At 41.9% G+C, this 24,543-nt stretch carries 20 protein-coding genes; 13 read left to right on the top strand and 7 right to left on the bottom strand.

Going from position 1 to position 24,543, the window contains the following annotated elements:
- Window positions 1-280: 280 nt before the first annotated feature.
- The 3 genes from nusA to infB all read left to right on the top strand — a co-directional run bounded on the left by nusA (window position 281) and on the right by infB (window position 5,634).
- On the top strand, window positions 281-1,762 hold the full coding sequence (gene nusA / locus CDC37_RS09060; protein ID WP_231943439.1) for a transcription termination factor NusA: 1,482 nt from the start codon (window positions 281-283) through the stop codon (window positions 1,760-1,762).
- A gap of 46 nt (window positions 1,763-1,808) precedes the next feature.
- Window positions 1,809-2,078, top strand: a complete 270-nt coding sequence (locus tag CDC37_RS09065; RefSeq protein WP_096621468.1) for a YlxR family protein — start codon at window positions 1,809-1,811, stop codon at window positions 2,076-2,078.
- 463 nt (window positions 2,079-2,541) lie between these two features.
- A complete protein-coding gene (infB, locus tag CDC37_RS09070; RefSeq protein WP_096621469.1) occupies window positions 2,542-5,634 on the top strand; it encodes a translation initiation factor IF-2 in 3,093 nt (1,030 codons plus the stop codon).
- Window positions 5,635-5,828: 194 nt separating this feature from the next.
- Here the strand turns inward: infB and CDC37_RS09075 are convergent, their stop codons facing one another.
- The 3 genes from CDC37_RS09075 to CDC37_RS24145 all read right to left on the bottom strand — a co-directional run bounded on the left by CDC37_RS09075 (window position 5,829) and on the right by CDC37_RS24145 (window position 7,054).
- On the bottom strand, window positions 5,829-6,272 hold the full coding sequence (locus CDC37_RS09075; RefSeq protein ID WP_231943342.1) for a type II toxin-antitoxin system VapC family toxin: 444 nt from the start codon (window positions 6,270-6,272) through the stop codon (window positions 5,829-5,831).
- Window positions 6,241-6,480: a hypothetical protein gene (locus tag CDC37_RS09080; protein WP_096621471.1), complete on the bottom strand. Its 240-nt coding sequence runs from the start codon at window positions 6,478-6,480 to the stop codon at window positions 6,241-6,243. Before CDC37_RS09080 ends, CDC37_RS09075 begins: the two co-directional genes overlap by 32 nt.
- 436 nt (window positions 6,481-6,916) lie before the next feature.
- A complete protein-coding gene (locus CDC37_RS24145; RefSeq protein ID WP_157780693.1) occupies window positions 6,917-7,054 on the bottom strand; it encodes a hypothetical protein in 138 nt (45 codons plus the stop codon).
- Window positions 7,055-7,180: 126 nt separating this feature from the next.
- On the opposite strand from CDC37_RS24145, the gene CDC37_RS09085 reads away from it, so the two are divergent.
- The 4 genes from CDC37_RS09085 (at window position 7,181) to CDC37_RS09100 (ending at window position 12,505) form a co-directional block, all read left to right on the top strand.
- Window positions 7,181-8,131 carry a glycosyltransferase family 2 protein gene (locus CDC37_RS09085; protein WP_096626045.1) on the top strand — a complete coding sequence of 317 codons (951 nt, stop codon included), beginning with the start codon at window positions 7,181-7,183 and terminating at the stop codon, window positions 8,129-8,131.
- Window positions 8,132-8,633: 502 nt separating this feature from the next.
- The gene (locus tag CDC37_RS09090; protein ID WP_096621472.1) at window positions 8,634-10,250 is read left to right on the top strand and encodes an ArnT family glycosyltransferase; all 1,617 of its coding nucleotides are present in this window, start codon (window positions 8,634-8,636) and stop codon (window positions 10,248-10,250) included.
- Between the two features lie 330 nt (window positions 10,251-10,580).
- Window positions 10,581-11,513, top strand: coding sequence for an NAD-dependent epimerase/dehydratase family protein (locus tag CDC37_RS09095; protein WP_096621473.1), 933 nt, complete (start codon window positions 10,581-10,583; stop codon window positions 11,511-11,513).
- A gap of 62 nt (window positions 11,514-11,575) precedes the next feature.
- Complete coding sequence (locus CDC37_RS09100; RefSeq protein WP_096621474.1) at window positions 11,576-12,505, top strand: phosphatase PAP2 family protein; 930 nt, start codon at window positions 11,576-11,578, stop codon at window positions 12,503-12,505.
- Window positions 12,506-12,920: 415 nt separating this feature from the next.
- Here CDC37_RS09100 and CDC37_RS09105 read toward each other — a convergent pair whose 3' ends face one another.
- On the bottom strand, window positions 12,921-13,934 hold the full coding sequence (locus tag CDC37_RS09105; RefSeq protein WP_157780694.1) for a DMT family transporter: 1,014 nt from the start codon (window positions 13,932-13,934) through the stop codon (window positions 12,921-12,923).
- 1,318 nt (window positions 13,935-15,252) lie between these two features.
- On the opposite strand from CDC37_RS09105, the gene cobO reads away from it, so the two are divergent.
- Window positions 15,253-15,915: a cob(I)yrinic acid a,c-diamide adenosyltransferase gene (gene cobO, locus CDC37_RS09110; RefSeq protein WP_096621476.1), complete on the top strand. Its 663-nt coding sequence runs from the start codon at window positions 15,253-15,255 to the stop codon at window positions 15,913-15,915.
- A 94-nt stretch (window positions 15,916-16,009) separates the two neighbouring features.
- On the opposite strand, the gene CDC37_RS09115 is transcribed toward cobO, so the two are convergent.
- Window positions 16,010-16,750, bottom strand: a complete 741-nt coding sequence (locus tag CDC37_RS09115; RefSeq protein WP_096621477.1) for a hypothetical protein — start codon at window positions 16,748-16,750, stop codon at window positions 16,010-16,012.
- Window positions 16,751-17,075: 325 nt separating this feature from the next.
- Between CDC37_RS09115 and CDC37_RS09120 the strand changes: the two genes are divergently transcribed.
- The 5 genes from CDC37_RS09120 (at window position 17,076) to rplY (ending at window position 22,018) form a co-directional block, all read left to right on the top strand.
- The gene (locus CDC37_RS09120) at window positions 17,076-17,438 is read left to right on the top strand and encodes a Mo-dependent nitrogenase C-terminal domain-containing protein (RefSeq protein WP_096621478.1); all 363 of its coding nucleotides are present in this window, start codon (window positions 17,076-17,078) and stop codon (window positions 17,436-17,438) included.
- Between the two features lie 184 nt (window positions 17,439-17,622).
- Entirely contained in the window at window positions 17,623-17,895 is a 273-nt protein-coding gene (locus tag CDC37_RS09125) for a cupin domain-containing protein (protein ID WP_096621479.1), read from the top strand.
- A 262-nt stretch (window positions 17,896-18,157) separates the two neighbouring features.
- Complete coding sequence (locus CDC37_RS09130) at window positions 18,158-18,904, top strand: creatininase family protein (protein ID WP_096621480.1); 747 nt, start codon at window positions 18,158-18,160, stop codon at window positions 18,902-18,904.
- A 1,193-nt stretch (window positions 18,905-20,097) separates the two neighbouring features.
- The gene (locus CDC37_RS09140; RefSeq protein WP_096621482.1) at window positions 20,098-21,441 is read left to right on the top strand and encodes an adenylosuccinate synthase; all 1,344 of its coding nucleotides are present in this window, start codon (window positions 20,098-20,100) and stop codon (window positions 21,439-21,441) included.
- 271 nt (window positions 21,442-21,712) lie between these two features.
- Window positions 21,713-22,018, top strand: coding sequence for a 50S ribosomal protein L25 (gene rplY, locus CDC37_RS09145; RefSeq protein ID WP_096621483.1), 306 nt, complete (start codon window positions 21,713-21,715; stop codon window positions 22,016-22,018).
- Between the two features lie 1,063 nt (window positions 22,019-23,081).
- Here rplY and CDC37_RS24150 read toward each other — a convergent pair.
- On the bottom strand, window positions 23,082-23,234 hold the full coding sequence (locus tag CDC37_RS24150; RefSeq protein ID WP_157780695.1) for a hypothetical protein: 153 nt from the start codon (window positions 23,232-23,234) through the stop codon (window positions 23,082-23,084).
- Window positions 23,235-23,469: 235 nt separating this feature from the next.
- On the bottom strand, window positions 23,470-23,901 hold the full coding sequence (locus CDC37_RS09150) for a hypothetical protein (RefSeq protein ID WP_096621484.1): 432 nt from the start codon (window positions 23,899-23,901) through the stop codon (window positions 23,470-23,472).
- Window positions 23,902-24,543: the final 642 nt, after the last annotated feature.

Consider the following 24,543-nt stretch of genomic DNA (forward strand, 5'->3'; position numbering starts at 1 on the left):
TTTGCCTCCCTAAATTCCCCCAGCAGGATGATTCATAACTTGAAAATCAGCCAGGAGTGATCAGCAAATTGGGAACAAGGATGGGTGCGCAACAGCATTGCTCATACCCAGTTTAACCCGTCGGGTAGGCAAATGTTCTGCAAAATGGAGAAAACCAGAATTTTCCATCCGGAAATTTACCTGCAAACCCTTTGTCAAACAATAACTTGTGATGCGTGTGATGCGTGCTTGTCAGTTCAGTTTTCACAAAACCAGTTAGGGAGAAAGATTGTGTATGTCCATGATTGAATTAGCCGGACTCAAGGAATTAATCGAAAGTATTAGTCGTGAGCGCAATTTGCCCAGATTAGCTGTGCAATCAGCCATTCGCGAAGCCCTATTAAAGGGTTATGAAAAATACCGTCGCGCCCAAAATATTGAGCGTCGCACCTACGATGACGACTACTTTGACAACTTTGATGTCCAATTGGATATCGAAGAAGAAGGATTCCGGGTTGTCGCCACTAAAACCATTGTCGCCGAAGTTGTTGATTCTGACCATGAAATTTCCCTGGAACAAGTGAAGCAAATGGGGGGAGAGGGGGCAGAATTAGGTCAGGAAGTTGTCCTCGATGTCACTCCCGACAAAAAAGAAGAGTTTGGACGGATGGCTGCGATGCAAACCAAACAAGTGTTATCCCAAAAACTGCGGGATCAACAACGACAGCTAGTTCAAGAAGAGTTTCAAGACCTCGAAGGAACAGTTTTACAAGCGCGAGTGCTACGATTTGAACGGCAGTCAGTTATTTTAGCCGTCACCAGTGGTTTTGGCCAACCAGAAGTCGAAGCGGAATTACCAAAAAGAGAACAATTGCCCAACGACAATTACCGTGCTAATGCTACCTTTAAAGTCTATTTAAAAAAAGTTTCTGCCGGACAACAACGGGGTCCCCAATTATTAGTATCTAGGGCAGATGCGGGTTTAGTTGTATATTTATTTGCTAACGAAGTTCCCGAAATCGAAGACGAAGTAGTACGGATTGTTGCCGTTGCGAGGGAGGCAAACCCACCATCTCGCCATGTAGGGCCACGTACTAAAATAGCCGTAGATACCCTTGATCGAGATGTTGATCCCGTTGGAGCTTGTATTGGAGCTAGGGGTTCACGAATTCAAGTAGTAGTCAATGAGTTACGGGGAGAAAAAATCGATGTGATTCGTTGGTCTCCCGACCCAGCTACCTACATCGCCAATGCCCTCAGTCCCGCGCGAATTGACGAAGTGCGGTTAATGGACCCGGAAACTCGACAAACCCATGTTCTCGTGGCTGAAGACCAATTAAGTTTGGCTATCGGGAAAGAAGGGCAAAACGTGCGTCTAGCAGCTCGTCTGACCGGCTGGAAAATCGACATCAAAGACAAAGCGAAATACGACCGGGAGGCAGAAGACGCTAAATTCGCTGCCGCTAGGGCCGCTGCGGCCGAAGAAGCTGCTAGAATTGCAGCAGAGGAAGAAGAAGCCGCCAGAATTGCCACTGCAGAGGAAGAGGCTGCTCAGATTGCCGCCGAAGCAGATGATGACGAAGTAGACAGCCCATTATCAGAAGTAGAAACAACCACCCAGGAAAAGTCGGAATTAGAAGCAGAACCAGTCGAGATCACACCCCAGGACTCACTAACTGTTGTCCAGGACGAACAGGAATATTTTGATCCAGATGCCGCAACAGACGATGATCTGGATGAGGATAAGGAAGACGAAAATGAGGATGAGGATGAGGATGAATAAGTAAATGCCAACAGATACAATGTTGATTCAATCTGCATATAGCTAGATGAAACCAAATTACCGTCGGTGTATTAGTTGTCGAAAAGTTGGCTTAAAACAGGAGTTTTGGCGGATTGTCCGCGTCTTTCCTTCCGGGCAGGTACAATTAGATGAGGGGATGGGGCGTTCCGCCTATCTTTGTCCACAGGCAGACTGCCTGCAAATCGCTCGGAAAAAAGATCGCATCGGGCGATCGCTGCGTACACCAGTGCCAGAGGCAATATATCAAACATTGTCTGAGCGACTAACCAACACAGCATCCTCAACCTCGATATAGTTTATTACTTACTACGTGGTAGTTAAAATCATGGGAGGTAATGTGAAGAATGGTGAAAATATCACGCTTTCATCACAGACTCAGAACCGTAATCGGTAAAACTTCGTCATCTAACCGCGAGGTTAATGTCACAATATAACAAGGGAGATTAGGATTTTTTTCTCAGCCGCCCCTGCGGAAAACTCTCACTCCTCAGTATATATAGATTGTGTCGTGGAAGACTCACCAACCAAACAAGCAAAACCAAAACCATACCCAGTCGCACATGCGCCAGTGCATGTCACGATTAACCATTATCAACGGTGGAGATGCCAGCAATGAACCAAAACATCTCTCTTTCCTAGCATCCGGCTCTAATAAAACTATTAGTGGCGACCAAACACAGTGATTGTCAGGATGGAGATGTAGCGTTTGCTAGCAACCATCCACTAAAACTGTAAAATATCAAATAGGGAAAGAGTGGATGAACAACGGCAAAATTAGAATTTACGATTTATCGAAGGAATTGAATTTGGAAAACAAGGAGCTATTAGCAATTTGCGAAACGCTCAATATTGCAGTTAAGAGTCATAGTAGTACAATTACAGAATCAGAGGCAGAAAATATCCGGTTGCAAGCTGCCAAGCTTGAGGCAACCCTTTCCCCAAGGAAAGAGCGTAGCACAACCACCCACAAGCAAAATACAAAAAATATAAATGGTCTATCCAAACGACCAGAAACCTCTAACAAACAACAGCTTTTAGAAATTCGTCAACCCAAGTTGGAAAATTCTGCTACCAGTAACACAAGCAACACAAACGATGGATCTGCCCAGACCCATCCCCCATCTCCACCTCGACCATTCGCTACACCAGTCTCGCCCATGAAGCCTACGGCTCCAATTCGACCTACTGCCCCCAAGCAAGCTGACACCACATCGCTGACCGACAGCGACAAGGTAAAACCAGCACCAGAGAAAACGACAGCCCCTGCGGAGAAAACTGTGGCTGAAAAACCCACACCCCGACCCAAACCAGACAAAACACCCAAACCCCAGTTGGCAGCCCCCCCTTCCCGTCCAACCCCAGAACAAACAGCCAGTCCCAGTGTACCCCCTACTAGCCCTGTGAGTAAGGTGGAAAAACCAATTCTCAAACGCGATCGCCCGGCTGGAGGAAATTCTCCGGAACGGCGCGAGCAATCCCCAGGTGGTAAGGGTAAAGGTCAAAAAGCTCCTGGTGGCGAGGGTAATGTGGCCAGTTCTAAACCGTCCCCGGCCAACAAACCGGAATTAAAGCAAAGTCATCCTACCCCCCCAGTCAAAGCCGGAGAAGGTCAGCGATCGCGACCAACTCGCCCCAGCGAAGCACCGGAAAAAGTCGCCACCCCTCCCCGTTCTCCCGCACGGGTGGTGGATGCCCTTGATATTGGGGTGATTGAGCCAAAAGATAATATTCTGGAACTAAAACGACCCACCCCTCCCCGTCCAGTTAAGGGTAGTAAACGCTGGATGGAAGAGGAAGAAGAAAAAGAAGCCCTCAAATCCAGTAAAGCTGCCATCAAGAATAAACGTAATAAGCCCATCCTGGATGATGAATTTGAGGAGGATTTACTCGACGAAGATGAAGGACAAAGCTCCATCGAAGTTTTAGTCAGCAATGCTATCGTTCGTCCACCAAAACCAAAATCCGCCAAACCAGCCCCAACGACGGCGACAATTGCCCCTAAAACCCGTAAATCTCCCGGTCAACGCCCACAACAAACAAAACAACGGGAACCGGAAGTCAAACGAGAACGCCCAGAAATTCTCGTTGTCACCGGTAGCATGACGGTGCAAGAATTGGCAGATGCCTTGGTGATTGCGGATACGGAAATCGTCAAGATTCTGTTTATGAAGGGGATGGTTGTCAGCATCACCCAAAGCCTGGATGTACAAACGATTAACATCGTCGCCGAGGAACTGGGAGTTGAGATACTAACCCAGGAACCGGAAGCGGAAGCGCGGAAGGTGACGGAGATGATTGACGTGGCAGACCTGGATAATCTCCAACGTCGTCCTCCGGTGGTGACGATTATGGGTCACGTAGACCACGGGAAAACCACCCTGCTGGACTCGATTCGGAAAACAAAAGTGGCCGCAGGGGAAGCTGGTGGGATTACTCAGCACATTGGTGCATACCATGTTGATATTGAACACAATGGTACGCAACAGCAAATTGTCTTCTTAGATACACCTGGTCACGAAGCATTTACGGCAATGCGGGCTAGGGGAGCCAGGGTGACAGATATTGCCGTGTTAGTGGTAGCAGCCGACGATGGTGTGCGTCCGCAAACCATTGAGGCCATTAGCCACGCTCAAGCAGCAGAAGTACCCATTGTGGTGGCGATTAACAAAATTGACAAAGAATCAGCCCAACCAGACCGGGTGAAACAGGAGTTAACCCAGTATGGATTGACACCCGAAGAATGGGGTGGAGAGACCATAATGGTTCCGGTGAGTGCCATTACGGGCGAAAACCTCGATACCTTGCTGGAAATGATTTTATTGGTGGCAGAGGTGGCAGAACTTTCTGCTAATCCCAATCGGACAGCTAAGGGTACGGTGATTGAGGCTCACCTAGATAAAGCCAAGGGAGCAGTTGCCACCTTATTGATTCAGAATGGAACCCTACGGGTGGGAGATAACCTGGTTGCAGGTTCAGTGTTCGGTAAAGTTCGGGCAATGGTGGATGACCGAGGCAAACGGGTTGAGGAAGCCACCCCCTCCTTTGCCGTTGAGGTGTTAGGATTAAGCGATGTCCCAGCTGCTGGGGATGAGTTTGAAGTATTCCTAGTGGAAAAAGAAGCACGGGCGATCGCGGCCGAACGGGCAGAAAAACAACGTCAATCACGCTTGATGCAAGGTCGAGTCACATTGACAAGTATTTCGGCTCAAGCGGAACAAGGGGAACTCAAGGAATTAAACTTGATTCTCAAGGCCGATGTGCAGGGTTCCTTGGAAGCGATTATTGGCGCACTGCGGCAAATTCCTCAAAACGAGGTGCAAATCCGCATGTTATTGTCGGCTGCTGGGGAAATCACCCAAACCGATATCGATTTGGCAGCAGCCAGTGGTGCTGTAATTATCGGCTTTAATACGACCTACGCTAGTGGTGCGCGAGCAGCAGCCGATGAAGCTGGTGTGGATGTGCGTGAGTACAACATTATCTATAAGCTACTGGAAGATATTCAAGGAGCGCTAGAAGGTTTACTCGAACCCGAATTAGTGGAAGAGCATTTAGGTATTGCCGAAGTCCGAGCCGTCTTCTCGATTGGACGGGGTGCGGTAGCTGGATGCTACGTCCAAAGCGGCAAATTATTGCGCAACGCCAAAATCCGTGTTCAACGGGGCGGTAAAGTGATCTACGAAGGTGTATTGGATTCCCTCAAACGGATGCGTGAAGATGTCCGGGAAGTCAGTGCTGGCTACGAATGTGGTGTCGGCGTAGATAAATTTACTGATTGGCAAGAAGGTGATAGTATCGAAGCTTACCAAATGGTAACGAAACGTCGTACCCTTACCAATGTCACCCGTTAAGGAAATAGCCTGGGCAAAATCTGATATTTTTCCTTGTCCAGGCTGTAAAAAATTGAATTTATCGCTAGAAATGGGAATGTATAAATTATGCATTCTCATTTTTTGTGGAGACAGGGTTGGGCGATCGCATAAAGAAAATAGGGAACCATTACTTGGTAGCACTAGTATATAGAGATTGCAGCGATCGCACTACATCATAAAAATTCCTGAAAGAGGTTATTGAACGGTTCTGTATTTTTCCAGCGATAGGTGTTAAAGTCTCGATAATCAACCGATAAAATTTGGCCATGGCCTAATTCTTCTGCGAGGATAACGAGAGAGGAATCGGCTAAATCCATCGGTAGGTCTTTATATTTTTCCATCAGTTCTTCAATACGCTGGCAATGATGTTTTTTGAGGTCAAATATTTGTAGCTTTCCTAGAGAAATTTTATGAATAAAGATTTTTGGAGCATCTACTCCTACTCTTTTTTGTAAGAGATAGCACGTTTCTGTAACGACGCACCAGGTTGTAATAAATTGCTGATCAGCTAAATCTTGAAATCGTTTTTTAGCAGCTATATGAACTGCATCTTTTTTATTGGCAAGAGCTAACCAAAAGCCTGTATCAACTATGATCATATTTTTGGTTAAGTTCATGCTCCAAGTAGTTTTTATAGTTTTTAGAGAGGTCTGTTTCAGCTTCTATGCAACCGATAAAGTCTGACCAGTCTTGCAAGGAATTTTCTGCAGATTCGTGTTGATTCAGAAGATAGCGTTTTTTCAGGACTTCTACGAGTTCCACTATGATTAGTTGCGCATCGGGAGGAAGAGATGCAATATCTTGTTGAATTGTATCTAAGTTCATAATTTCATCTTTCTGTTTCCCTGATTATAGTTTAGCGAAAAATGTTCTTATACTAATTCGCCAGAATAGGACAACAGATGAAAATTGACTGATAAATTAGCTGAAAGCTATCACCAAACTATTTGTTGCCTTAATTTACAGATTGGGTATTATTACGTATTATTACATTGTGTACACAGGACTTATACTCTGGCTTCCCTTGGACTGGGTTTGGAGCAAGCTTTATGGAGCGCTCGTCTATCTCGTCATCTTTAGCCAGGGGGTGTTAGGAGTTACACTACTTGCTTCAACGGGGGAGAACCCCGCAACAAGTGGCTCTTTTTGATGGGGTACTAATTTTGTCCTACAAACCCATCATCAGCCGTTTTATAAGCCGTTGAAAGTTGTGGTGAGAAATCAGGACTCTACCCCGATTTTTTGTGCGGATACGACAAGATTATGTATTTTTCTGCACTAAACTATCAGCAACTATATCAAACCCTGATTTCTTCGTTGAAACAGAATCTACAAGGACTGTCAATGGCATTTCCTTCGCTTTCATCAAGATGCGATCGCATAAATCAAATAAATGCATAAATCAAATAAATGTATCAATACCAAATTTGCGATCGCTGGAATATCTTCCATCTCGTGTATCCTGAATTAGGAACCCATTTCCAGGAAAATCTGTCCTGTGTCTGGGAAGGGGTTAGGAAATTTAATGGGGGAAGCCGTGTATTTCAGTGTTGTGATTCCAACTTATAATCGTCAACCAATTTTAGAAAAATGTTTGCGAGCGTTAGAAGCGCAAGTTTTGCCAGAAAATAGTCCGGTGAGTAATTATGAGGTAATTGTCGTTGATGATGGTTCAACGGATGGTACAGTTGCATGGTTACAAAAACACCAAGCAGAATTTCCCCACGTAAATTTATTTGAACAACAACATTTGGGTCCTGCTGCAGCTCGTAATTTAGGTGTGGAGAAAGCTCAAGGTGACACGATTATTTTTATTGATAGCGATTTGGTGGTGACGGAAAGTTTTTTGGTATCCCACGCTCAAGCTTTAATTGCGGGCAAAGAAAAACTAGGTAACGATAAGTTTTTTACCTATGGCGCAGTGATTAATACGGCTAACTTTGAAAATCCCACCTCCGAACCCTACAAAATCACTGATTTTTCCAATGCATTTTTTGCTACGGGAAATGTGGCTATTCCCAAGCATTGGTTAGAGAAAGCAGGGTTGTTTGATACCGAGTTTCACCTCTATGGATGGGAAGATTTAGAACTAGGTGTACGTTTAAAAAACTTGGGGTTACAATTAATTAAATGTCCCGCAGCCGTTGGTTATCATTGGCATCCCGCTTTTCGTTTGGAAGAAATACCCCAACTCATCGATAAGGAAATTCAACGGGGACGGATGGGTGTTTTGTTTTATCAAAAACATCCCACTTGGGAAGTCAGAATGATGATTCAAATGACCTGGTTACACCGAATTTTGTGGGGTGTGTTGTCATTAAATGGGCTATTAAATGAAAAAACAATGGCACCTTTATTAAGCTGGTTAATCAAGGTTGGTAAACCTCAATTAGCCTTGGAAATTGCACGGATTTTCCTCAATTGGTATAACGTTAAAGGTGTATATCAGGCATACCGGGAAATGAAGCTTTCCTAGGGAAAATTCCTCATCACATCTCCAATATGGGAACATTTTCCCCATGCTAGTTGTCAATAGGGTAGATTCTGCAACGATTTCTAGATTATTTTTTTCAACCTTTCCGAAATGGGCATTACCAACGTTGTAGTTACAGTCAGCTAAACAAATTAACTATATCTATCCCTTAAGTTCTATATTTGCCAGCGAGGATCTATACCTCACAAGCTCAGTTAGCAATAACTGGGCTTTTGGCATTATATTTCAATGCAGTTCAGTTGGGGAGGATTGTCGGTTGAGTCCAGGTGCATCAAATCAAAAAATTGATTTGATGGGTGAGGAAAGCCACGTAGTCGCGCTTTAGCGTTTTATTTATGATTAAGGTAGAAAATATTGGTTGATACTTCCCCGGTTGAAAACGGGGGTTTTCAAGCTCTCGTTAAAGTTTTGCTAAGGGTGGCAATCACTTGATTTATGATTTATGAATCTATATTTAGTTTGATCCACAACGTGATCCGAATCTATGCGTGAAGAAAGTTTATTCAGCAATCGCCTTGGACAATACTATCGAGTATTAACAAGGCGAATCGATTGGTTGTGGATAGTTATCCTGCTACTATTTTCAGTGTTACTTTTTACCATTAATTTAGGTAATTTACCGTTACGGGACTGGGATGAGGGGACAGTTGCACTGGTTGCGCGGGGAATTCATCGCGCTCCTTTTACTAGTTGGCAGTGGCTGTATCCCCTTTTGGAAGGTAATACTTATCACAATAAACCACCTTTGATGCATTGGTTAATTGCGTTGATGTATACCTGGTGGGGGGAAAACGAGTGGACAACCCGTTTACCGGGGGCAATATTAACGGCGGTTTCTGTACCACTTTTATACTGCATTGGTCGAGAGATATTCTATCAAAGGATGGCGGCAGTGTATAGTGCCCTGGTATACCTAACGATGTTACCAGTGGTTCGTCACGGTCGCTTGGCAATGCTAGATGGAACTAGCGTCTGTTTTTTTCTGCTGATGCTGCTGTGTGCATTGCGATCGCGGCGTGATTTACGTTATTGCTTGGGTGTGGGTATTGGTTTGGGTTTGATTTGTTTGACTAAGGGGATACTGGGGATTTTACTCGGCGCGATCGCTTTTGGGTTTTTGTGGTGGGATACACCCCGTTTACTCATCCATCCCTATATGGGAATCGCTATTGTGATTGGTTTGATTCCTGTGGTTGGTTGGCATATAGCCCAGTATTTGCACTATGGACAACAGTTTACCCAAATTGGCATCGTGCATCAATCCCTCAGTCGGATTTGGACGGCTGTGGAAGAAAATGGCCAACCAATTTGGTATTACGGATTAGAATTACTCAAGTATTTGTGGCCGTGGTTGATTTTTTTACCCACTAGTATCAAAAATACCTGGGAAAACCGGAATTTAAGTTGGGCAAAATTAGCTTTGGTATGGACCATTGGCTATTTTCTCCCCATTTCCGTGATGACCACCAAATTACCCTGGTATTTGTATCCAATTTATCCCGCAATCGCCCTGCTCCTCGGCGCTCAATTAGCCCAAATCCAGCATACTCCCCTACTATCTAAGTATCCCCGTTTTTGGAGTATCAGCTTAGGATTATTAGGTGCGATCGCAGGAATTGGTAGCGTTTACTATAGTTCTGTGCAACCACCCCAGACAGATGTACGCTTGATTTTACTAGTTGTAGCTGGAACAATGGTGTTATCGGGTATTTTAGCCAAACGGGGAGATCAACAATTTATTCAAGTTTTATTGTGGGGTAGTTACTTATCTTTATTTTTATTGATGAAATCAAACCATTGGCTGTGGGAACTCAACGAACACTATCCCGTCAAACCCGTAGCCCAAATGTTGAGTACCGCCACCCCAAATCAAGCCAAAATTTATACTTCTTTTCCCTTCCACCGTCCATCCCTCAACTTTTATAGCGATCGCACGGTGATTCCCCTCCCACCTGAAGAAATTCCCAAATATTGGCAATCCCAACCCCAAGGTTTTTTCCTCCTCCAGGAACAAGACCTACAATCATTCAAACTCCATGCTGTCAAACGTCTGGCTAATTCCACCGATTGGATTCTCGTCACTCAAGACAGGAAGAGTTAAAACCTCTCAAATAACCACCCATCCCCCACAATTTCCGTCAACTTCTGGGCTAATGGCGGGTTTTCCAACTGGTAAGTGTAAATTTAGCATCTCTAGGATTAAGATGTATAGTTAGGAGTTATACAATTTCACTCAAATTCTGATACATTTTCTGACCCTGCTCCCGAAGGCTTCCCGTCAGGTATCAACTCCAAAGTAAAACGGTATTAACCATTTCTCCTCCTTTTCCTGATCCAACCTATTTCTCCTGTATCCTGTATTCTTAAATCCATAGACGCACGTAGTGCGGATCAACCGAAGAGTAATCTCAAATCCACAATAGGGTGTTATATGCGAATTTTAATCATGGGTGGGACTCGATTTATTGGTGTTTACCTGACCCAGATATTACAAGAACTGGGACATGAAGTAGTCATGTTTAATCGGGGTAATCGTCCCGTACCTGATGGGGTAGGATTAATCACAGGCGATCGCACTGACCCTAACCAAATTAAGGAAAAATTGGCGGGGGAAGAGTTTGATGTAATTTTCGATAATAATGGTCGGGAATTGGCTGATACTCAACCTTTGGCGGAAATTTTCCAAGGTCGGGTAAAACATTTTGTCTATATGAGTTCGGCGGGTGTTTATCTCAAATCTGACCAAATGCCTCATTTGGAAACGGATGCGGTTGACCCTAAAAGTCGCCACCGGGGTAAATTTGAAACGGAGGCTTTTTTACTGGAACAGGAGTTACCCTTCACCTCAATCCGTCCCACCTATATTTATGGTCCAAAAAACTACAATGATTTAGAAGCTTGGTTTTTTGACCGTATAGTCCGCGATCGTCCGATTCCCATTCCTGGTGACGGAATGCATATCACCCAATTGGGACATGTTAAAGATTTAGCACAAGCCATGACCCTGGTTTTGGGTAATTCCCACGCTATTCGGCAAATTTACAATGTGTCGGGTGATCGATATGTCACCTTTGATGGATTAGCCCGTGCTTGTGCTGTTGCTGCGGGAAAATCTGCTGATGCGATTCAAATTGTTCATTACAATCCTCAGCAATTCGACTTTGGCAAGAAGAAAGCTTTTCCCTTGAGAATGCAACACTTTTTTGCTAGCGTGGAAAAGGCGATGTCGGAACTGGCTTGGCATCCAGAATATGATTTGATTTCCGGTTTGAAGGACTCTTTTGTCAATGATTATTTGGCTTCTGGTCGAGACAAGGCTGAAGTTGATTTTTCCGTCGATGAAATGATTTTACAGGAAAATTAGGATAGAAGTAGAGACGACCCACCGAGTCGTCCCTACCCAATTTTCCAGACAGGTTCAATTTTATGCTTGAAGAATATCAATTGCTCGTACAACCAATTCATACTGCGATCGCGGGTAGGGCGAGGTATAAAATTGCTGGTCTCTGGCGTTGTCAATCCCTCAAGCGCTATTTGGAGTTGCAGCTATCAACACAACCAAATATATTCCAAGTCCGTGGTAGCGTGGATACGGGTAATTTATTAGTCATATTTTCACCCCATTTAAATCACAGTCAAGTTGCCAAAACTATTCAAAATCTAGTTCATATCTACAGGCAAAATTTACGTCTACCTCCCGTTCCTGTAGGGGTTAATCAATGTTTACTCCCAGTTATTTCTGCTTCTAGTCTGGCAACGATTTTATCCGTGGCAACTGGTATTATTTATAGCCAAAATTGGGACGAATTAATCCTGTTAAATATTCAAAAATTACATGACCCCATTTTAGATCGGGTGATGTTAGGCACAACCCTCCTGGGGGAACCAGCTATCCTATTGGCTTTGTGTTGGAGTTTACCGCAATTCGGCTTTTTCCAAGCTCACCCTGAATCCGCACAGTTAGTTACAAATGCAACTTTAAGTGCCATTGGCTTAAATCTATTTTTAAAGTATATATTTGCCCGCGAACGTCCCCTATTATGGGAACGCTTAATTAATGTTGATTACTATAGTTTTCCTAGTGGTCATGCAATGGTGTCTATTGTCACCTATGGTATGATTGCCTATTTCTTAGCCCAAGCCTATCCCCACAAAAAACAAGAAATTTTCCTATTAACTTTTTTGCTAATTAGCGCTATTGGTTTTAGTCGTTTGTATTTGGGTGTGCATTGGTTCACTGATGTCACTGCTGGCTATGCATTTGGTTTATTACTGATAGCAGGGTTTATTTTGATGAAGGGAAAATTTGAGCAATCCCAATCACTTATTGGTGAGGGAGTGGGGGGTAGGGAGTAGTATTCCAGCACATTAATACCCAGCACATTAATACATGAATTTTGATAGTTAGTGTGCTGCTAGGGGAAATGTCTTGCTCCCTTTTGAAAATTGCTTTTCCCGAAGGATGGGGAGTCTATGTATCCCCACACCCACCTTTGAGGTAGAGTGGGGGAATTATCGCTCTCCAAAACCTTCCTGAGTTAACGTGAGTTCGATGAGTTATAAAGCCTGAAAATCTGGTCCAGTATCATTCGTAGGGAATAGAAGTTTTTAAAAACCTCCTAATATGTTGAGAATAAAATCATTAAACCTGGAATCAGTCAGTTATTGACTTTGCTCTCAACAAATGGATGAGGTTACTTTAAACCTTAAGCTTCAAAATCATTGATTCACAGAGATTATAGCGTTTACAATCCGTCGAATTCACGTTGAGTTAAACTTTTACCACACTTTGATGACCGCCCATTCTAATAATACCCATTACCGCACTTAGAGTCACAAACATACCGATTGTTTGCAGGCTGGTCAATCTTTCATGTAAAAATATACATGCACCGAGCATGGTGAATACGGGTATTAGGGACAAAAATTGAGCTGCTACGCTAGCTGATAATTTCTGGAGGGAAGTTAAATATAACCAAAATGGTAAGAGATATTGAAAAATACCGGAAATCATCGCCAATAGGTAAATTACCGGTTTAGGAATTAGCAATTCAGCATTCGGTATGTGGTGATTGGTTAATAACCAAATTATTCCCACAAATAATAAACCAAAACTTTGCTGGATGGCTGCAAGGGAAACCGGTGCTAAATATTTTACTCCCTGCTGGGAAAGAATTGTGTATAGGGATGCACAGGCTGTCGCACTAATAATCAGAATATCACCCAACAAAGATGTTTGATTGAAATTCGGGTCTAAACCCATTGTGAAAATGACACCTAATAGTGCGATCGCAGAAAAAATCACTAATTGAAAATTTATTCTATTATCGAATAAGTTTTGTTGGCTACTACTGCGCCATAATACCCAAGCAATACCAATTGTCATCACTGGTTCGGTTGCCGTCAGCAGGGATGCACTGCTTGCTGTTGTCATGGTTAATCCAAAGGAACTGAGGATATAGGCTAGTCCTGGTTCTAGTATTCCTGGTAGTCCTAATTGCAAGTATTTATAAATATTTTTGGGGCTAATTAAACCTTGGGGATGACGAGTGATTGTAGATAAATTCTGTTTCCTAGATTGCTGGGGAAGCATTAACTTTCTTTGAATGATTGCAACCATCCAATAAATGGATACACTTGCAGATAGTTGCATCAGCAGTAATGTTAGGGGGTGAAAGTATGCAAGTAAAATTTTTGTCAGCACCATTCCCAATCCCCAGAGTGCTGTTGCAAAAATCATCGTGACAACAGGTTTTTGAAAACTGGTGGATAAATCCTTCAACATAAAATTGGTTTCCTTCTGTTGTTGCAAGTAAGTTCATTACTTCCTGCAAACAACATGTTTCGCTTTATTTGCCGTATGTAATTTATATTTGGGATTATTTTTTTCATTGCATTGATGACTCTATCTCATACTTAACAATCCCAAGCACAAAATAAGTTGAGATATAATCCTTTTGCTGAATATCATCAGTAAATAGCAAAACCAATAGATAAATTACACATGTACCTACTAGATCCAAACATGTTTATCCATTACTTAATCGTTCGCAGTGGTTATTAAATGTTTAATGTTAATGCTCAACAACATTAAACAGTTTTCACATTAAACAGTTTTCACCCTTGAACTTGAATTGGAGAACTACTAACTAAAAGTCAAAAATAACAGCTACCACAGGCAAAATCCCAGATATTTTCACCATACAAATATCCAGTTTGCCCAATTGGTGATTCATCAATTCCAGAACTGAAATTTCTATGTTAAAACTGTTCAAAACTCAGTAGTAGCTGTCTCCTACATGTTTTTGGATATATTCTACTTTGGAAAAGTACCATAGATAAGTATTACCCGGTATTCTATTTAAGTAGTGAAAATATAGGTTTTGGCTGTACCCAGGGGAAAGGCTCTACTTATGACAGTCAAAGGTTAAAGGTCAACAACTAATCCTCCATTACATGAATTTTAATGGGTTCGTAGTTACGATTTATCGCTCTATAAAAAGGCTAGAGCTACTACTAAAAGCCTTTAAATTTAATGCTATAGACGACTACATGTAAGATTGTAAAAATCTTCAACGGGTCGCCATCGCATTCTTGCTAATTCCCATTAACCTGGATTTCTCACGAGTGAGTTGTAAGCCTTGAGTAAGGGATTGATTGTCCTTTTACGGACTATCCCTGTGAGTTTTCGGGTTTTGTGAGAAATGCGGGATTAACAGCTGCTGTTACTCAAACTTTGTACCAGTAGCTATGGGCTGAAAATTACAAAAACCTAAATACTTTCCTAATACCACATGGTAATCCTACCGATAAACTTGTAATTTACCTTTTCTGGGTTGCTATTTTATTCTCTGCAAAGTTGCTAGACCCGCTACGGCTCGGCTAGATACCAAAATAAAAACATATATCTAATCAGATTTGGATACTGATTTAAATCTCTTTATTAGATATTATACAACAAAGTACTGGATCCAAAGCAATCAAAATAGATTTAGTTGTCAAGACAAGCGATTAGCTATAGCTCTTGACTTCCTACTTACTACTCACCACTTCCTCATCCCTCTATATAAAAGTTTGGGGAAAGGTAATTTCGCTCACAAATTATGAATACCGAAGAAACTTGGCAAGAAATCACATCTGAAGAGGCTATCAAAGAGTTTTCCCAACTCAATGATGAACAGTATCGACGTAAAATGCAACGTCGTCAACAGGTACAAGCTAAACGTATTGCCGATGCGATCGCCCAAAAAGGTTTAGTGATTGTCAACACTGGTAATGGTAAAGGTAAAACCACTGCTGCATTGGGAATGGTCATGCGATCGCTGGGACATGGATATCGGGTCGCAATTATTCAATTTATCAAGGGTAGTTGGGAACCTGCGGAAAAACGGGTATTGGAAATGTGGCCAGACCAATTGGTCTTTCACGCGATGGGGGAGGGTTTTACCTGGGATACCCAAGACCGCGATCGCGATATCGAAAAAGCATATGCAGCCTGGCAAAAATCCCTAGAATATATTCAAAACCCAGATTACCAACTTATATTACTGGATGAAATTAATGTTGCCTTGAAATTGGGCTATTTACAGGTTGAAGATATTTTAGCGGGACTCAGGACAAAACCAGAACTGACCCATGTCATCTTGACAGGTAGGGGAGCGCCAACTCCTCTCATTGACTTTGCAGATTTAGTGACAGAAATGACTTTGATTAAACATCCATTTCGAGAACAGGGTGTCAAAGCTCAACCGGGGATTGAATTTTAAAGTTGAGGGGGTAGGGAGTGGGTATCCATACACCAGAGGAATGATCGAGATCAAAGTTGGTGCTAGGGGTTTTCTTGATTTCTCCCGTATTCTGTTAATCTCCGAATTCGCAAGCCTGAAGAATTTCCCGCTCTAACTGACCAATCTGTTGCAAGCGGTAAAAGTCTGTTAGGGAGAGAGAATGGGCATAGGGACTGGGAGCGTTAATATTATTAATATCTAAATTTACCCCATTCCCACTAGTGGCTACTTGAACTGGATTTGACTCACCTGCATATCCTTGTACAGTCATGGCGATCGCTCCAGTTTCGTCAATGGAACCACGAAAACAACTATACTCGGAATTGGGCATATATAAAGCACCCACGACCCGACCTTGATTTTTGGTGAAAACGATATATCCTTTGCCGTTTTCTCCGATTCGGGGTGATTGTCCGTACAGATAAATGCCATCCCCCTGGGGTAAATTCCTCTGGGAAATTTGGGGATTGGGTTTCGATCGGGGAATATAAGGTGAAGTCGCTGCAATCAAAGTTGGAGATGTGATTTGTCCCGGTGCTATATCCGACCAATCTGGTTGTTCCCAATTTGGTTTGACTCCAAAAGTTTGCTCCTCATCACCATAATTCGGTTGAATTTCTAACAATTCAACCCCTGGTTGTGGTCGGACTATTCTGTAGGTATAGGGGTCAGGATCAAATTGGCTACTTTGGACAGGACGGGAACGGTCAGCAACAATTCCCACGACTAAGATTAATCCCAGCAACGGGAAACGTAGACGACGGGGTGGTAATAGTTTTTGAATAAATTGAATTACATAAACAAGTTTTTGCACCCTTTAAATTCTCCTATTAAAACAAAAACTGCTGCATTTAACCATTCAGTTTACAGATTAACGAAAGGGCAACTCCTAAAAAATCTGTCAAAGGTTCTATATACATATTCAGCAAAAATCAGCACCGTGAATATGAAGTTTTCATTTAGTTTTCCGTAGACATATATTTCGGATTTATATCAAAGATTTAAAAAATTAGCAGACTGCATATCTTGACTCTTTTGTCAATTGTAAAGTTTTTTAACGTTTTTGTATTCCACTGGACAGTTTGCATCAAGTTAGCGGGTTTAAATAGCAAATAATTCCCGGATTGACAGTAATTGAGATGCTCAGTACTCAAAATAAACACAAACAAATAATTTTCCCTGGTTTTTGCGATTTCTTCAGGGAAACGACTCCATCGACCCAGCAGAAACTCAAATTTGCCAAATTTGATTTGTTACGACCGCTCAAAAATTGGTTCGACTATTTAGAAATCAATAACCGGTATTTAGCCCAGTTTATCGTCAAAACCATACCATCTCAATGTCCATTTGCACGGGATATTATCGTGTTTGGTCGTAAGTTAGCCCATATTCCCCCATTATGCAAATTCAATCCCCTATATGAACAATTTGTGAATTTGCGGTTTCGGGCATTATGTTATTTAGCTGATGAATGTGGTGAAGACATTACTCCCTATTGCTAACTTAATTACAGCAGTCCGAGCGGAATTTGTGAAATCTTTAGATGTAGGGTTGTTAAAGGTTTACAGTCACCTGTCATCAGTCAACGGCACGCTATTTTTCACGACTTAAATCGGATTGCTGTACATTTAACCTGCTAGAATAGCGATCGCAAACAAGGATTGTCTAGTTCCGAATTATTTTTTGATGGAAATCAAAATTGAACACCAACCCAGTTCTGAACGTTTACAGGAGTTGGGTATATCCAGTTGGCCGATTTGGCAAAAAGATGTCTCCCGCTTTGAATGGACCTACGATTCCCAGGAAACTTGTTATTTTTTAGAAGGCGATGTTATCGTCACTCCTGATGGAGGAAAATCCGTGACTATGGGTAAGGGGGATTTAGTCACTTTTCCCCAGGGTATGTCCTGTACCTGGGAAATTCAAAGCAAGGTGAAAAAGCATTATTGTTTTGAGTAGAGGAATGAGGGAACAGGGTACGGGGAATAGGATCAGAATTTGAAGTGCTTCAGCCTTTTAATTTAATTGTTTAGCAGTGTCAATCTGACAGGTCAAGCTACAGCAGTCTGAGCGGGATTTGTGAAATCTTCGCATGTAGGGTTGTTAACGGTTGACAGTTGAGTTTATATTCCCTACTCCCTGGAAGTTAAGGATTTGTGATCAATAGGGGTTTAAAGCGCTCCAGCAAGTCCCATGAGCAAGAATTAACCAGGAGAATATCGTGTTATTGCATTTAAGCACATGGCCAGAGGTAGAAACCTATTTACAAACTTCCCAAGGCATTATTCTACCCATTGGTTCCACCGAACAACATGGTCCATCTGGTCTGATCGGAACAGATGCGATTTGTGCCGAAACCATTGCTAAAGGTGTGGGAGAAAGAACCCAAGCAATGGTTGCACCAACGATTAATGTGGGTATGGCACTACATCATACAGGTTTTCCTGGTACTATTAGTCTTCGTCCCAGTACAATGATTTTGTTTATCCGTGATTACATCACCAGTTTAGTCAAAGCTGGTTTTCACAAGTTTTATTTTATCAACGGACATGGGGGAAATATTCATACATTACGAGCTGCATTTTCGGAAATCTATACATACCTAGAAGAACTTCATTATCCCCATGCAGTTCGAGTCCGATGTCAAGTTGCTAACTGGTTTATGTGTAGTAGCGTCTACAAACTAGCCAAGGAACTCTATGGGGACGAGGAAGGTTCCCATGCAACACCTAGCGAAGTCGCTGTCACCCAGTTTGTTTATCCGGAAGCAATTAAAACAGCTTTCCTATCTCCTGAAGTTGGTAAGGGACACAAAATCTACGGTTCTATCGATTTTCGCCGACGCTATCCCGATGGAAGGATGGGTTCTAATCCCGCTTTAGCGACAAAAGAACATGGCCAACAGTTCTATCATTTGGCTGTCGAGGAGTTGAGTCAGGGATATTTAGAATTTTTACAAGGGGATTAATTTTCAAAGGAATAGGACTTACCCATTGACGGTAGTTAATCTTTAAGGGTTGACTGTTAACAGTCAACCGTCAACAAACCCAAAGGTAGATATATCACCGTGCGAAGTATGGGGTATATATTTCAGGGATTTAAACCGGGTTTTTTGATAATTTGTGAGCGATCGCTATGGTGTTTAAATTCTGAAACCGCGATGCAGCAATAGTTTGAAGCTAGTCTACCATCACAAGATCAACTTCATTTTCCGGCTTGATGAATTCTATAATCCTCGCTGCATACAGCTTCGCAGCTAGATTGTCACCCTCCCAAGATGAACTTCATTCCCCAAAGACTGAAACAACCAAACAACCTAATTCTGTTTTCACCCCACCGATAGTTTAGATTTTGCTTCTGTTCTCCAACTTACTTACTTATAAAGATAATTTATCCCTTCAACAGTTTTTTTATCACCCTATCCTGTATTTTTGAATTCTGTTTTCTAACTACCTATAATCATCAAGAAAGGATATTTACAAAAATTAATCTTTACCCAATGATTTACCGTAGATTACTCCAAGCTTGGAATTAAGATGAATCCATAATCGTTACATTTGAGTACGGAATGCTAAAACCATTTCAGCCCAAGGATGCGGTCATGATTAAGTTGTATTTTTTACCCTATCTACATGGATAAAATACAGATTTGGTGTTAAGAATCAGTATTTACAAAGGGAGAACATCAACTACAGCAAAGTCGAAATACCTACCAATATCTCTGGTAATAGCGATTATCAGGCTGATTTGTGAAAGTTTTCCATTACTACTAACTTTGATCAATGCCAAATTACTTTTATCAGGATTTGATGACATTAATAGCAGAAGAAACATCAGATTTATACAGAGAGAAAGCCTGATCTCTGGTTTAACAAGGGGGTTAAAAAAAGATACAAACCCCATTGATTTCCCCAAGATAAAAAGAGTGAAAATGGTGCAAAATATTACCAATAAACCAGGATTGGCAAAACCACATAATCATCTATTTGTGAATACTAAATCAAGGTATAACCTTGTCCATGCAAGGGTTAGGCAAAAGTAAATCAATGATAAATACGGACATATCCCTAAAGCAAACCATAATCACAATTGCCTTGACATTGATAACAAACCTAGCCGATAATTTGTGTTTGTGAAAACTGTAGCTCTCAATATAATCACTTGGCTAACGTCATTGTAATCGGTGCCCAGTGGGGCGATGAAGGAAAAGGTAAGATAACAGACTTACTCAGCCGCTCCGCAGATGTTGTAGTACGTTATCAAGGGGGTGTCAATGCTGGACACACAATTGTAGTCAAAGGTCAAACCTTTAAACTACACCTAATCCCCTCTGGTATCTTATATCCAGATACCGAATGTATTATCGGTTCTGGAACCGTAATCGACCCGCAAGTCTTGATTACGGAATTAGACCAATTGGATAAGTTAGGAATTTCGACGGCGAATCTGTTTATCGCCGAGAATGCCCACGTCACCATGCCCTATCACCGGATGATCGATCAGGCATCTGAGGAACATCGTGGTAATTATAAAATTGGTACGACTGGTCGAGGAATTGGTCCGACCTATGCGGATAAATCCGAGCGGACGGGAATTCGGATGCTGGATTTAATTGACCCCCAAGGGCTGCGTGAGCAGTTAAATTGGACAATTAATTATAAAAACGCGATTCTCGAAAAACTGTATGATTTGCCACCTCTAAATCCAGATGAGGTGATTGAGCAGTATTTGGGTTATGCTGACAGGTTGCGTCCCTATGTGGTTGATGCTTCTTTAAAAATCTATGATGCTGTGCGTTTGCGGCGTAATGTGTTGTTTGAAGGGGCACAGGGAACCCTATTAGACCTGGATCACGGTACTTATCCGTTTGTCACTTCCTCGAATCCGGTTGCGGGAGGTGCTTGTGTGGGTACGGGGTTGGGACCGACGATTATTGACCGGGTAATTGGTGTCTCTAAGGCCTACACAACTAGAGTTGGGGAAGGACCTTTTCCCACGGAGTTGGATGGGGAAATTGGGGAATTGCTTTGTTCTTTGGGGGCTGAATTTGGAACTACCACTGGACGGAAACGGCGTTGTGGTTGGTTTGATGCGGTGATTGGTCGCTATGCAGCACGGATTAATGGTTTGGATTGTTTAGCTGTCACCAAGTTAGATGTGCTGGATCAATTACCGGAGATTAAGGTTTGTGTTGCCTACGAAATTGATGGGGAAAGGTGTGAGCATTTTCCCGCTAGTTCACGACGGTTTGCCCGATGTCGTCCGATTTATAAAACCTTACCAGGATGGCAAGTTTCCACTGAGAATTGTCGGACTTGGGAGGATTTACCCCGCCAAGCTCAGGATTATTTGAAGTATTTGGCGGAATTGATGGAAGTTCCCATTGCTATTGTTTCTTTGGGGGCTAGTCGCGACCAAACAATTATTTTGGAAGACCCGATTCATGGACCCAAGCGAGCATTACTCCATGCCGATGGAACTCCGGCTTCCTTATTAAGTGCATAAACTGTATTGGTAGCAAGTAAGCCATAGGTGTTGAGTAACGGGTTTCACGACCACTCCCGAATCCCCATTCCCTAAAAGTTTTAGGGATTTGTGAGAAATGGATAATTGGTACATCGTGCGATCGCAGGGGAAATAGTGTAGAATTAAGGTTTTGCAAGCACCTTGTCACACAGAACGTTGACGAATGCGATCGCGGATTGTTTTTGTGATAAATTCTATCCTCTGTGTGGTCAGGGGTGGTTGTTGGAAGTTTTATTTTGGTTGATTGGATATGGAAATTACTGTAAGAGTTGAAGGGCAAATGCGTCCGGAAGGAAGTAAACCCAGAGCATTACGCCGTTCGGGATTAATTCCGGCAAATTTGTATGGACACAATGGTGCGGAATCTGTGTCTTTGACTTTGGACGCAAAAACGGCTGAACGGCTATTAAAGGAAGCAAGAGCAAATAAAACCCCGATTGAACTCAATGTACCAGAAATCAATTGGCGGGGAGCAACGGTGATTCGAGAGGTACAAAAGCATCCAGCTAAGGGTACTTTGTATCACTTGAGTTTCTTTGCTTTTGCTAAAGGTTAGTTGTCTTCTTGTTTTAATCTTGAGAGGGAGTAGGGAGTAGATTATTACTCCACTCCAAATTATCAATCAAAATAAAATAATTTAAAAACAAGTAAAAACATGTATTTTACTGCTTTTCATCATCGACTCAATTTACTCAATTTTTCCCTTCCCCATCCAGCTGATTGCAGCCTCCCTATCCTACCCTCGCAAAAATACTTCTATAGCTAGCGCTGTGCTTCGGGAACAGCAGACCCTAAGCCGTGAAAATACACAGCATCCCTCTGGATTATAATTAATTCTACCCTAAAAAAATAAACCTGTATATCTAGAACTGGAAATATTGATTATTACGTTAGTTAATTGAGAATAGAGTCAGTAATATTGAGAATTTGACAAAAATTATTGAGAAACTGGGCAAATGACAAAATTGCCAAATTTAGGGTTTTGATTGATTTAAATATATTATGGAAGTTATCGATTTTTATGTTGTATATAATACCAGCATTACTGACAAGTTAATGTGAGTTCGATGAACCTCTCCGCAGAACGGAGAGGGACAGAAAAATCTGTGGTTTTAACCAAAAATCAATCTTCCCACAGTCTGTATCCATTTCGGAGAGGTTATTTGAATCCGTCGAATTCACCTCAAACGCTTATTAGTCTTTTGTCAATAAGTAATAATGCTTAAAGTCTGGATGAATAAACATGATTTTGAAGGATGCGATCGCTAAATTTTCAATGCATAATTGATTCTGGCGCGGAAAACTTAGTGTAAAGGTGAATTTAATACTTCTCCTTAACCTCACTTTTTCTCCTTAACCTCACTTTTAAGGATAATTACGAGTTGACAAAACTAATTTCACCTGAACTTGTCACGCATGTAATACCAGTTTGAAACAAGGATGGGACGGATGAATTTGGATGTTTTGCAAACGTCTTTAATGAATCGGTCTCAGAAGGGATAAAGATAGAGCATTAATTTGAAAAAAGTTCACATAACACTCCTTTGGATTATAACTAATATTATCATAAAAAAGAAAAAGTATATATTCAGAGCTTGAAATATTCATTATTGCGTCAATTAATTGAGAATAGAGTCAGTAATATTGAGAATTTGACGAAAATTATTGAGAAACTGGGCAAATGACAAAATTGTCAAATTTAGGGTTTTGATTGATTTAAATAAGTTATCTATTTTTCGCGATCGCACAGCATCTTTTGTGATTGCGTACAAAGATACTTATAAAACAATACGCTACCCAATAATCAGACTTTTAAGTCTAACTGAACTGTATTGACTGATAAAATTTTGTAGTGCCAGCAAGATGCCTGCTATTATTTTCATCCTTAGCCCAAGAATCGCACCCGTTTATATCGTTGACGCTAATGCTTGCTACATATCAGGGGCTGTAAGCGTTGATTATTCTAGTTTCATTTAATGTATCCATCATTTCTATTTTGATAAACCACTACTGGGGATGGGAATTACCATTTTTATCCCGTTTTAGGTTTTCCTCCAGAGCTTGAATTTGTTCGCGACGGGCTTCTAATTCCAGGGAACGTCTAGCCAGGTCTTGATTTTGGAGAGTGAGATTTTTCCGCCATTCTTCAACCCGTTCAGCTTCTTGGCGGAGAAATTCTGGTGTGATGCCGTTGGAGAGATAATTTTTCACGAGGTTGACGACCCAATTGGTGGCTTCTTCGAGTTTGATGATATCTCCGGTGGGAGAAAGTTCGACTAGTACCAGCAGTTTTTCGGAATGGGTGGTATTTTTCCCCAGTAAAATAAAAGCCTCTTCGGGAATGAGTGTCCAAACATTTTCAGCTTCTTGTCGGGCTAAGAGGAGAAGTTGAAACTGTCCTAAAAAGTCGTTTTTTCGCACCTGAGCAAGGTATAGCATGGTTGTTGGAGAAGCAAGGCTAGCTGAATCAATTATCTTAAATTTTAGGGAAAACAGGCAAAACTTAGATTTTGATTTTAGGTGGATGGGAAGATTATAAACATAAACCATGTCTCTGAATTTAAAACCGTAGTTTTCATTCGGGATGATTGAGATTGCTACTTTGCAAGAAGCCTCTGCGCGTCTACCTGACGACCCTGGGGTCGATCCGCTACGCGAAGAAGTGCAATGACGAAAACTCCTGTTTTGATTATGGACGAGGTTTAATAATATAGGAATCCTACTTGAATCTTGCTTAGTATACTGAGAAGTCAAACTTTGTATGTCAAGCTTATAGGCAGCTTGATTGTTCAAAAATCAAATAGGAGTCCTATGGGTGTCATATCGTTTGACTTTGGTGTTGATACACTTAGCCCGCATTTCTCACAAAACCCTAAAACTCATAGGGAGTAGGGAGTAAAGACGACCCGACGGGTCGTCTGTACGGGAGCAGGGAGTAGAAGGAAAATCAATCCGTTACTCAAGACTTACAACTTACTCGTGAGAAATCCAGGTTAGGTAGGAAGCAGGGGGAGCAAGGGAAGAAAATGTATCAAAATTTTGGTGAAATGGTATCAGATCACAAGCAATCTAAAATCCAAA

The sequence above is a fragment of the Calothrix sp. NIES-3974 genome, assembly GCF_002368395.1.
Classification (GTDB): Bacteria; Cyanobacteriota; Cyanobacteriia; order Cyanobacteriales; family Nostocaceae; genus NIES-3974.

What these genes read in the sequence shown, in the direction of transcription:
- CDC37_RS09090 (WP_096621472.1), top strand. Translation starts at nt 8,634, where the DNA reads ATGCGTGAAGAAAGTTTATTCAGCAATCGCCTTGGACAATACTATCGA.
- CDC37_RS09150 (WP_096621484.1), bottom strand. Translation starts at nt 23,901, where the DNA reads ATGCTATACCTTGCTCAGGTGCGAAAAAACGACTTTTTAGGACAGTTT.
- CDC37_RS09120 (WP_096621478.1), top strand. Translation starts at nt 17,076, where the DNA reads ATGCTCAGTACTCAAAATAAACACAAACAAATAATTTTCCCTGGTTTT.
- nusA (WP_231943439.1), top strand. Translation starts at nt 281, where the DNA reads ATGATTGAATTAGCCGGACTCAAGGAATTAATCGAAAGTATTAGTCGT.
- CDC37_RS09085 (WP_096626045.1), top strand. Translation starts at nt 7,181, where the DNA reads ATGGGGGAAGCCGTGTATTTCAGTGTTGTGATTCCAACTTATAATCGT.
- CDC37_RS09080 (WP_096621471.1), bottom strand. Translation starts at nt 6,480, where the DNA reads ATGAACTTAGATACAATTCAACAAGATATTGCATCTCTTCCTCCCGAT.
- CDC37_RS09105 (WP_157780694.1), bottom strand. Translation starts at nt 13,934, where the DNA reads ATGTTGAAGGATTTATCCACCAGTTTTCAAAAACCTGTTGTCACGATG.
- CDC37_RS09065 (WP_096621468.1), top strand. Translation starts at nt 1,809, where the DNA reads ATGAAACCAAATTACCGTCGGTGTATTAGTTGTCGAAAAGTTGGCTTA.
- CDC37_RS09125 (WP_096621479.1), top strand. Translation starts at nt 17,623, where the DNA reads ATGGAAATCAAAATTGAACACCAACCCAGTTCTGAACGTTTACAGGAG.
- CDC37_RS09100 (WP_096621474.1), top strand. Translation starts at nt 11,576, where the DNA reads ATGCTTGAAGAATATCAATTGCTCGTACAACCAATTCATACTGCGATC.
- CDC37_RS24145 (WP_157780693.1), bottom strand. Translation starts at nt 7,054, where the DNA reads ATGCATTTATTTGATTTATGCGATCGCATCTTGATGAAAGCGAAGGAA.
- CDC37_RS09095 (WP_096621473.1), top strand. Translation starts at nt 10,581, where the DNA reads ATGCGAATTTTAATCATGGGTGGGACTCGATTTATTGGTGTTTACCTG.
- rplY (WP_096621483.1), top strand. Translation starts at nt 21,713, where the DNA reads ATGGAAATTACTGTAAGAGTTGAAGGGCAAATGCGTCCGGAAGGAAGT.
- infB (WP_096621469.1), top strand. Translation starts at nt 2,542, where the DNA reads ATGAACAACGGCAAAATTAGAATTTACGATTTATCGAAGGAATTGAAT.
- cobO (WP_096621476.1), top strand. Translation starts at nt 15,253, where the DNA reads ATGAATACCGAAGAAACTTGGCAAGAAATCACATCTGAAGAGGCTATC.
- CDC37_RS09075 (WP_231943342.1), bottom strand. Translation starts at nt 6,272, where the DNA reads ATGAACTTAACCAAAAATATGATCATAGTTGATACAGGCTTTTGGTTA.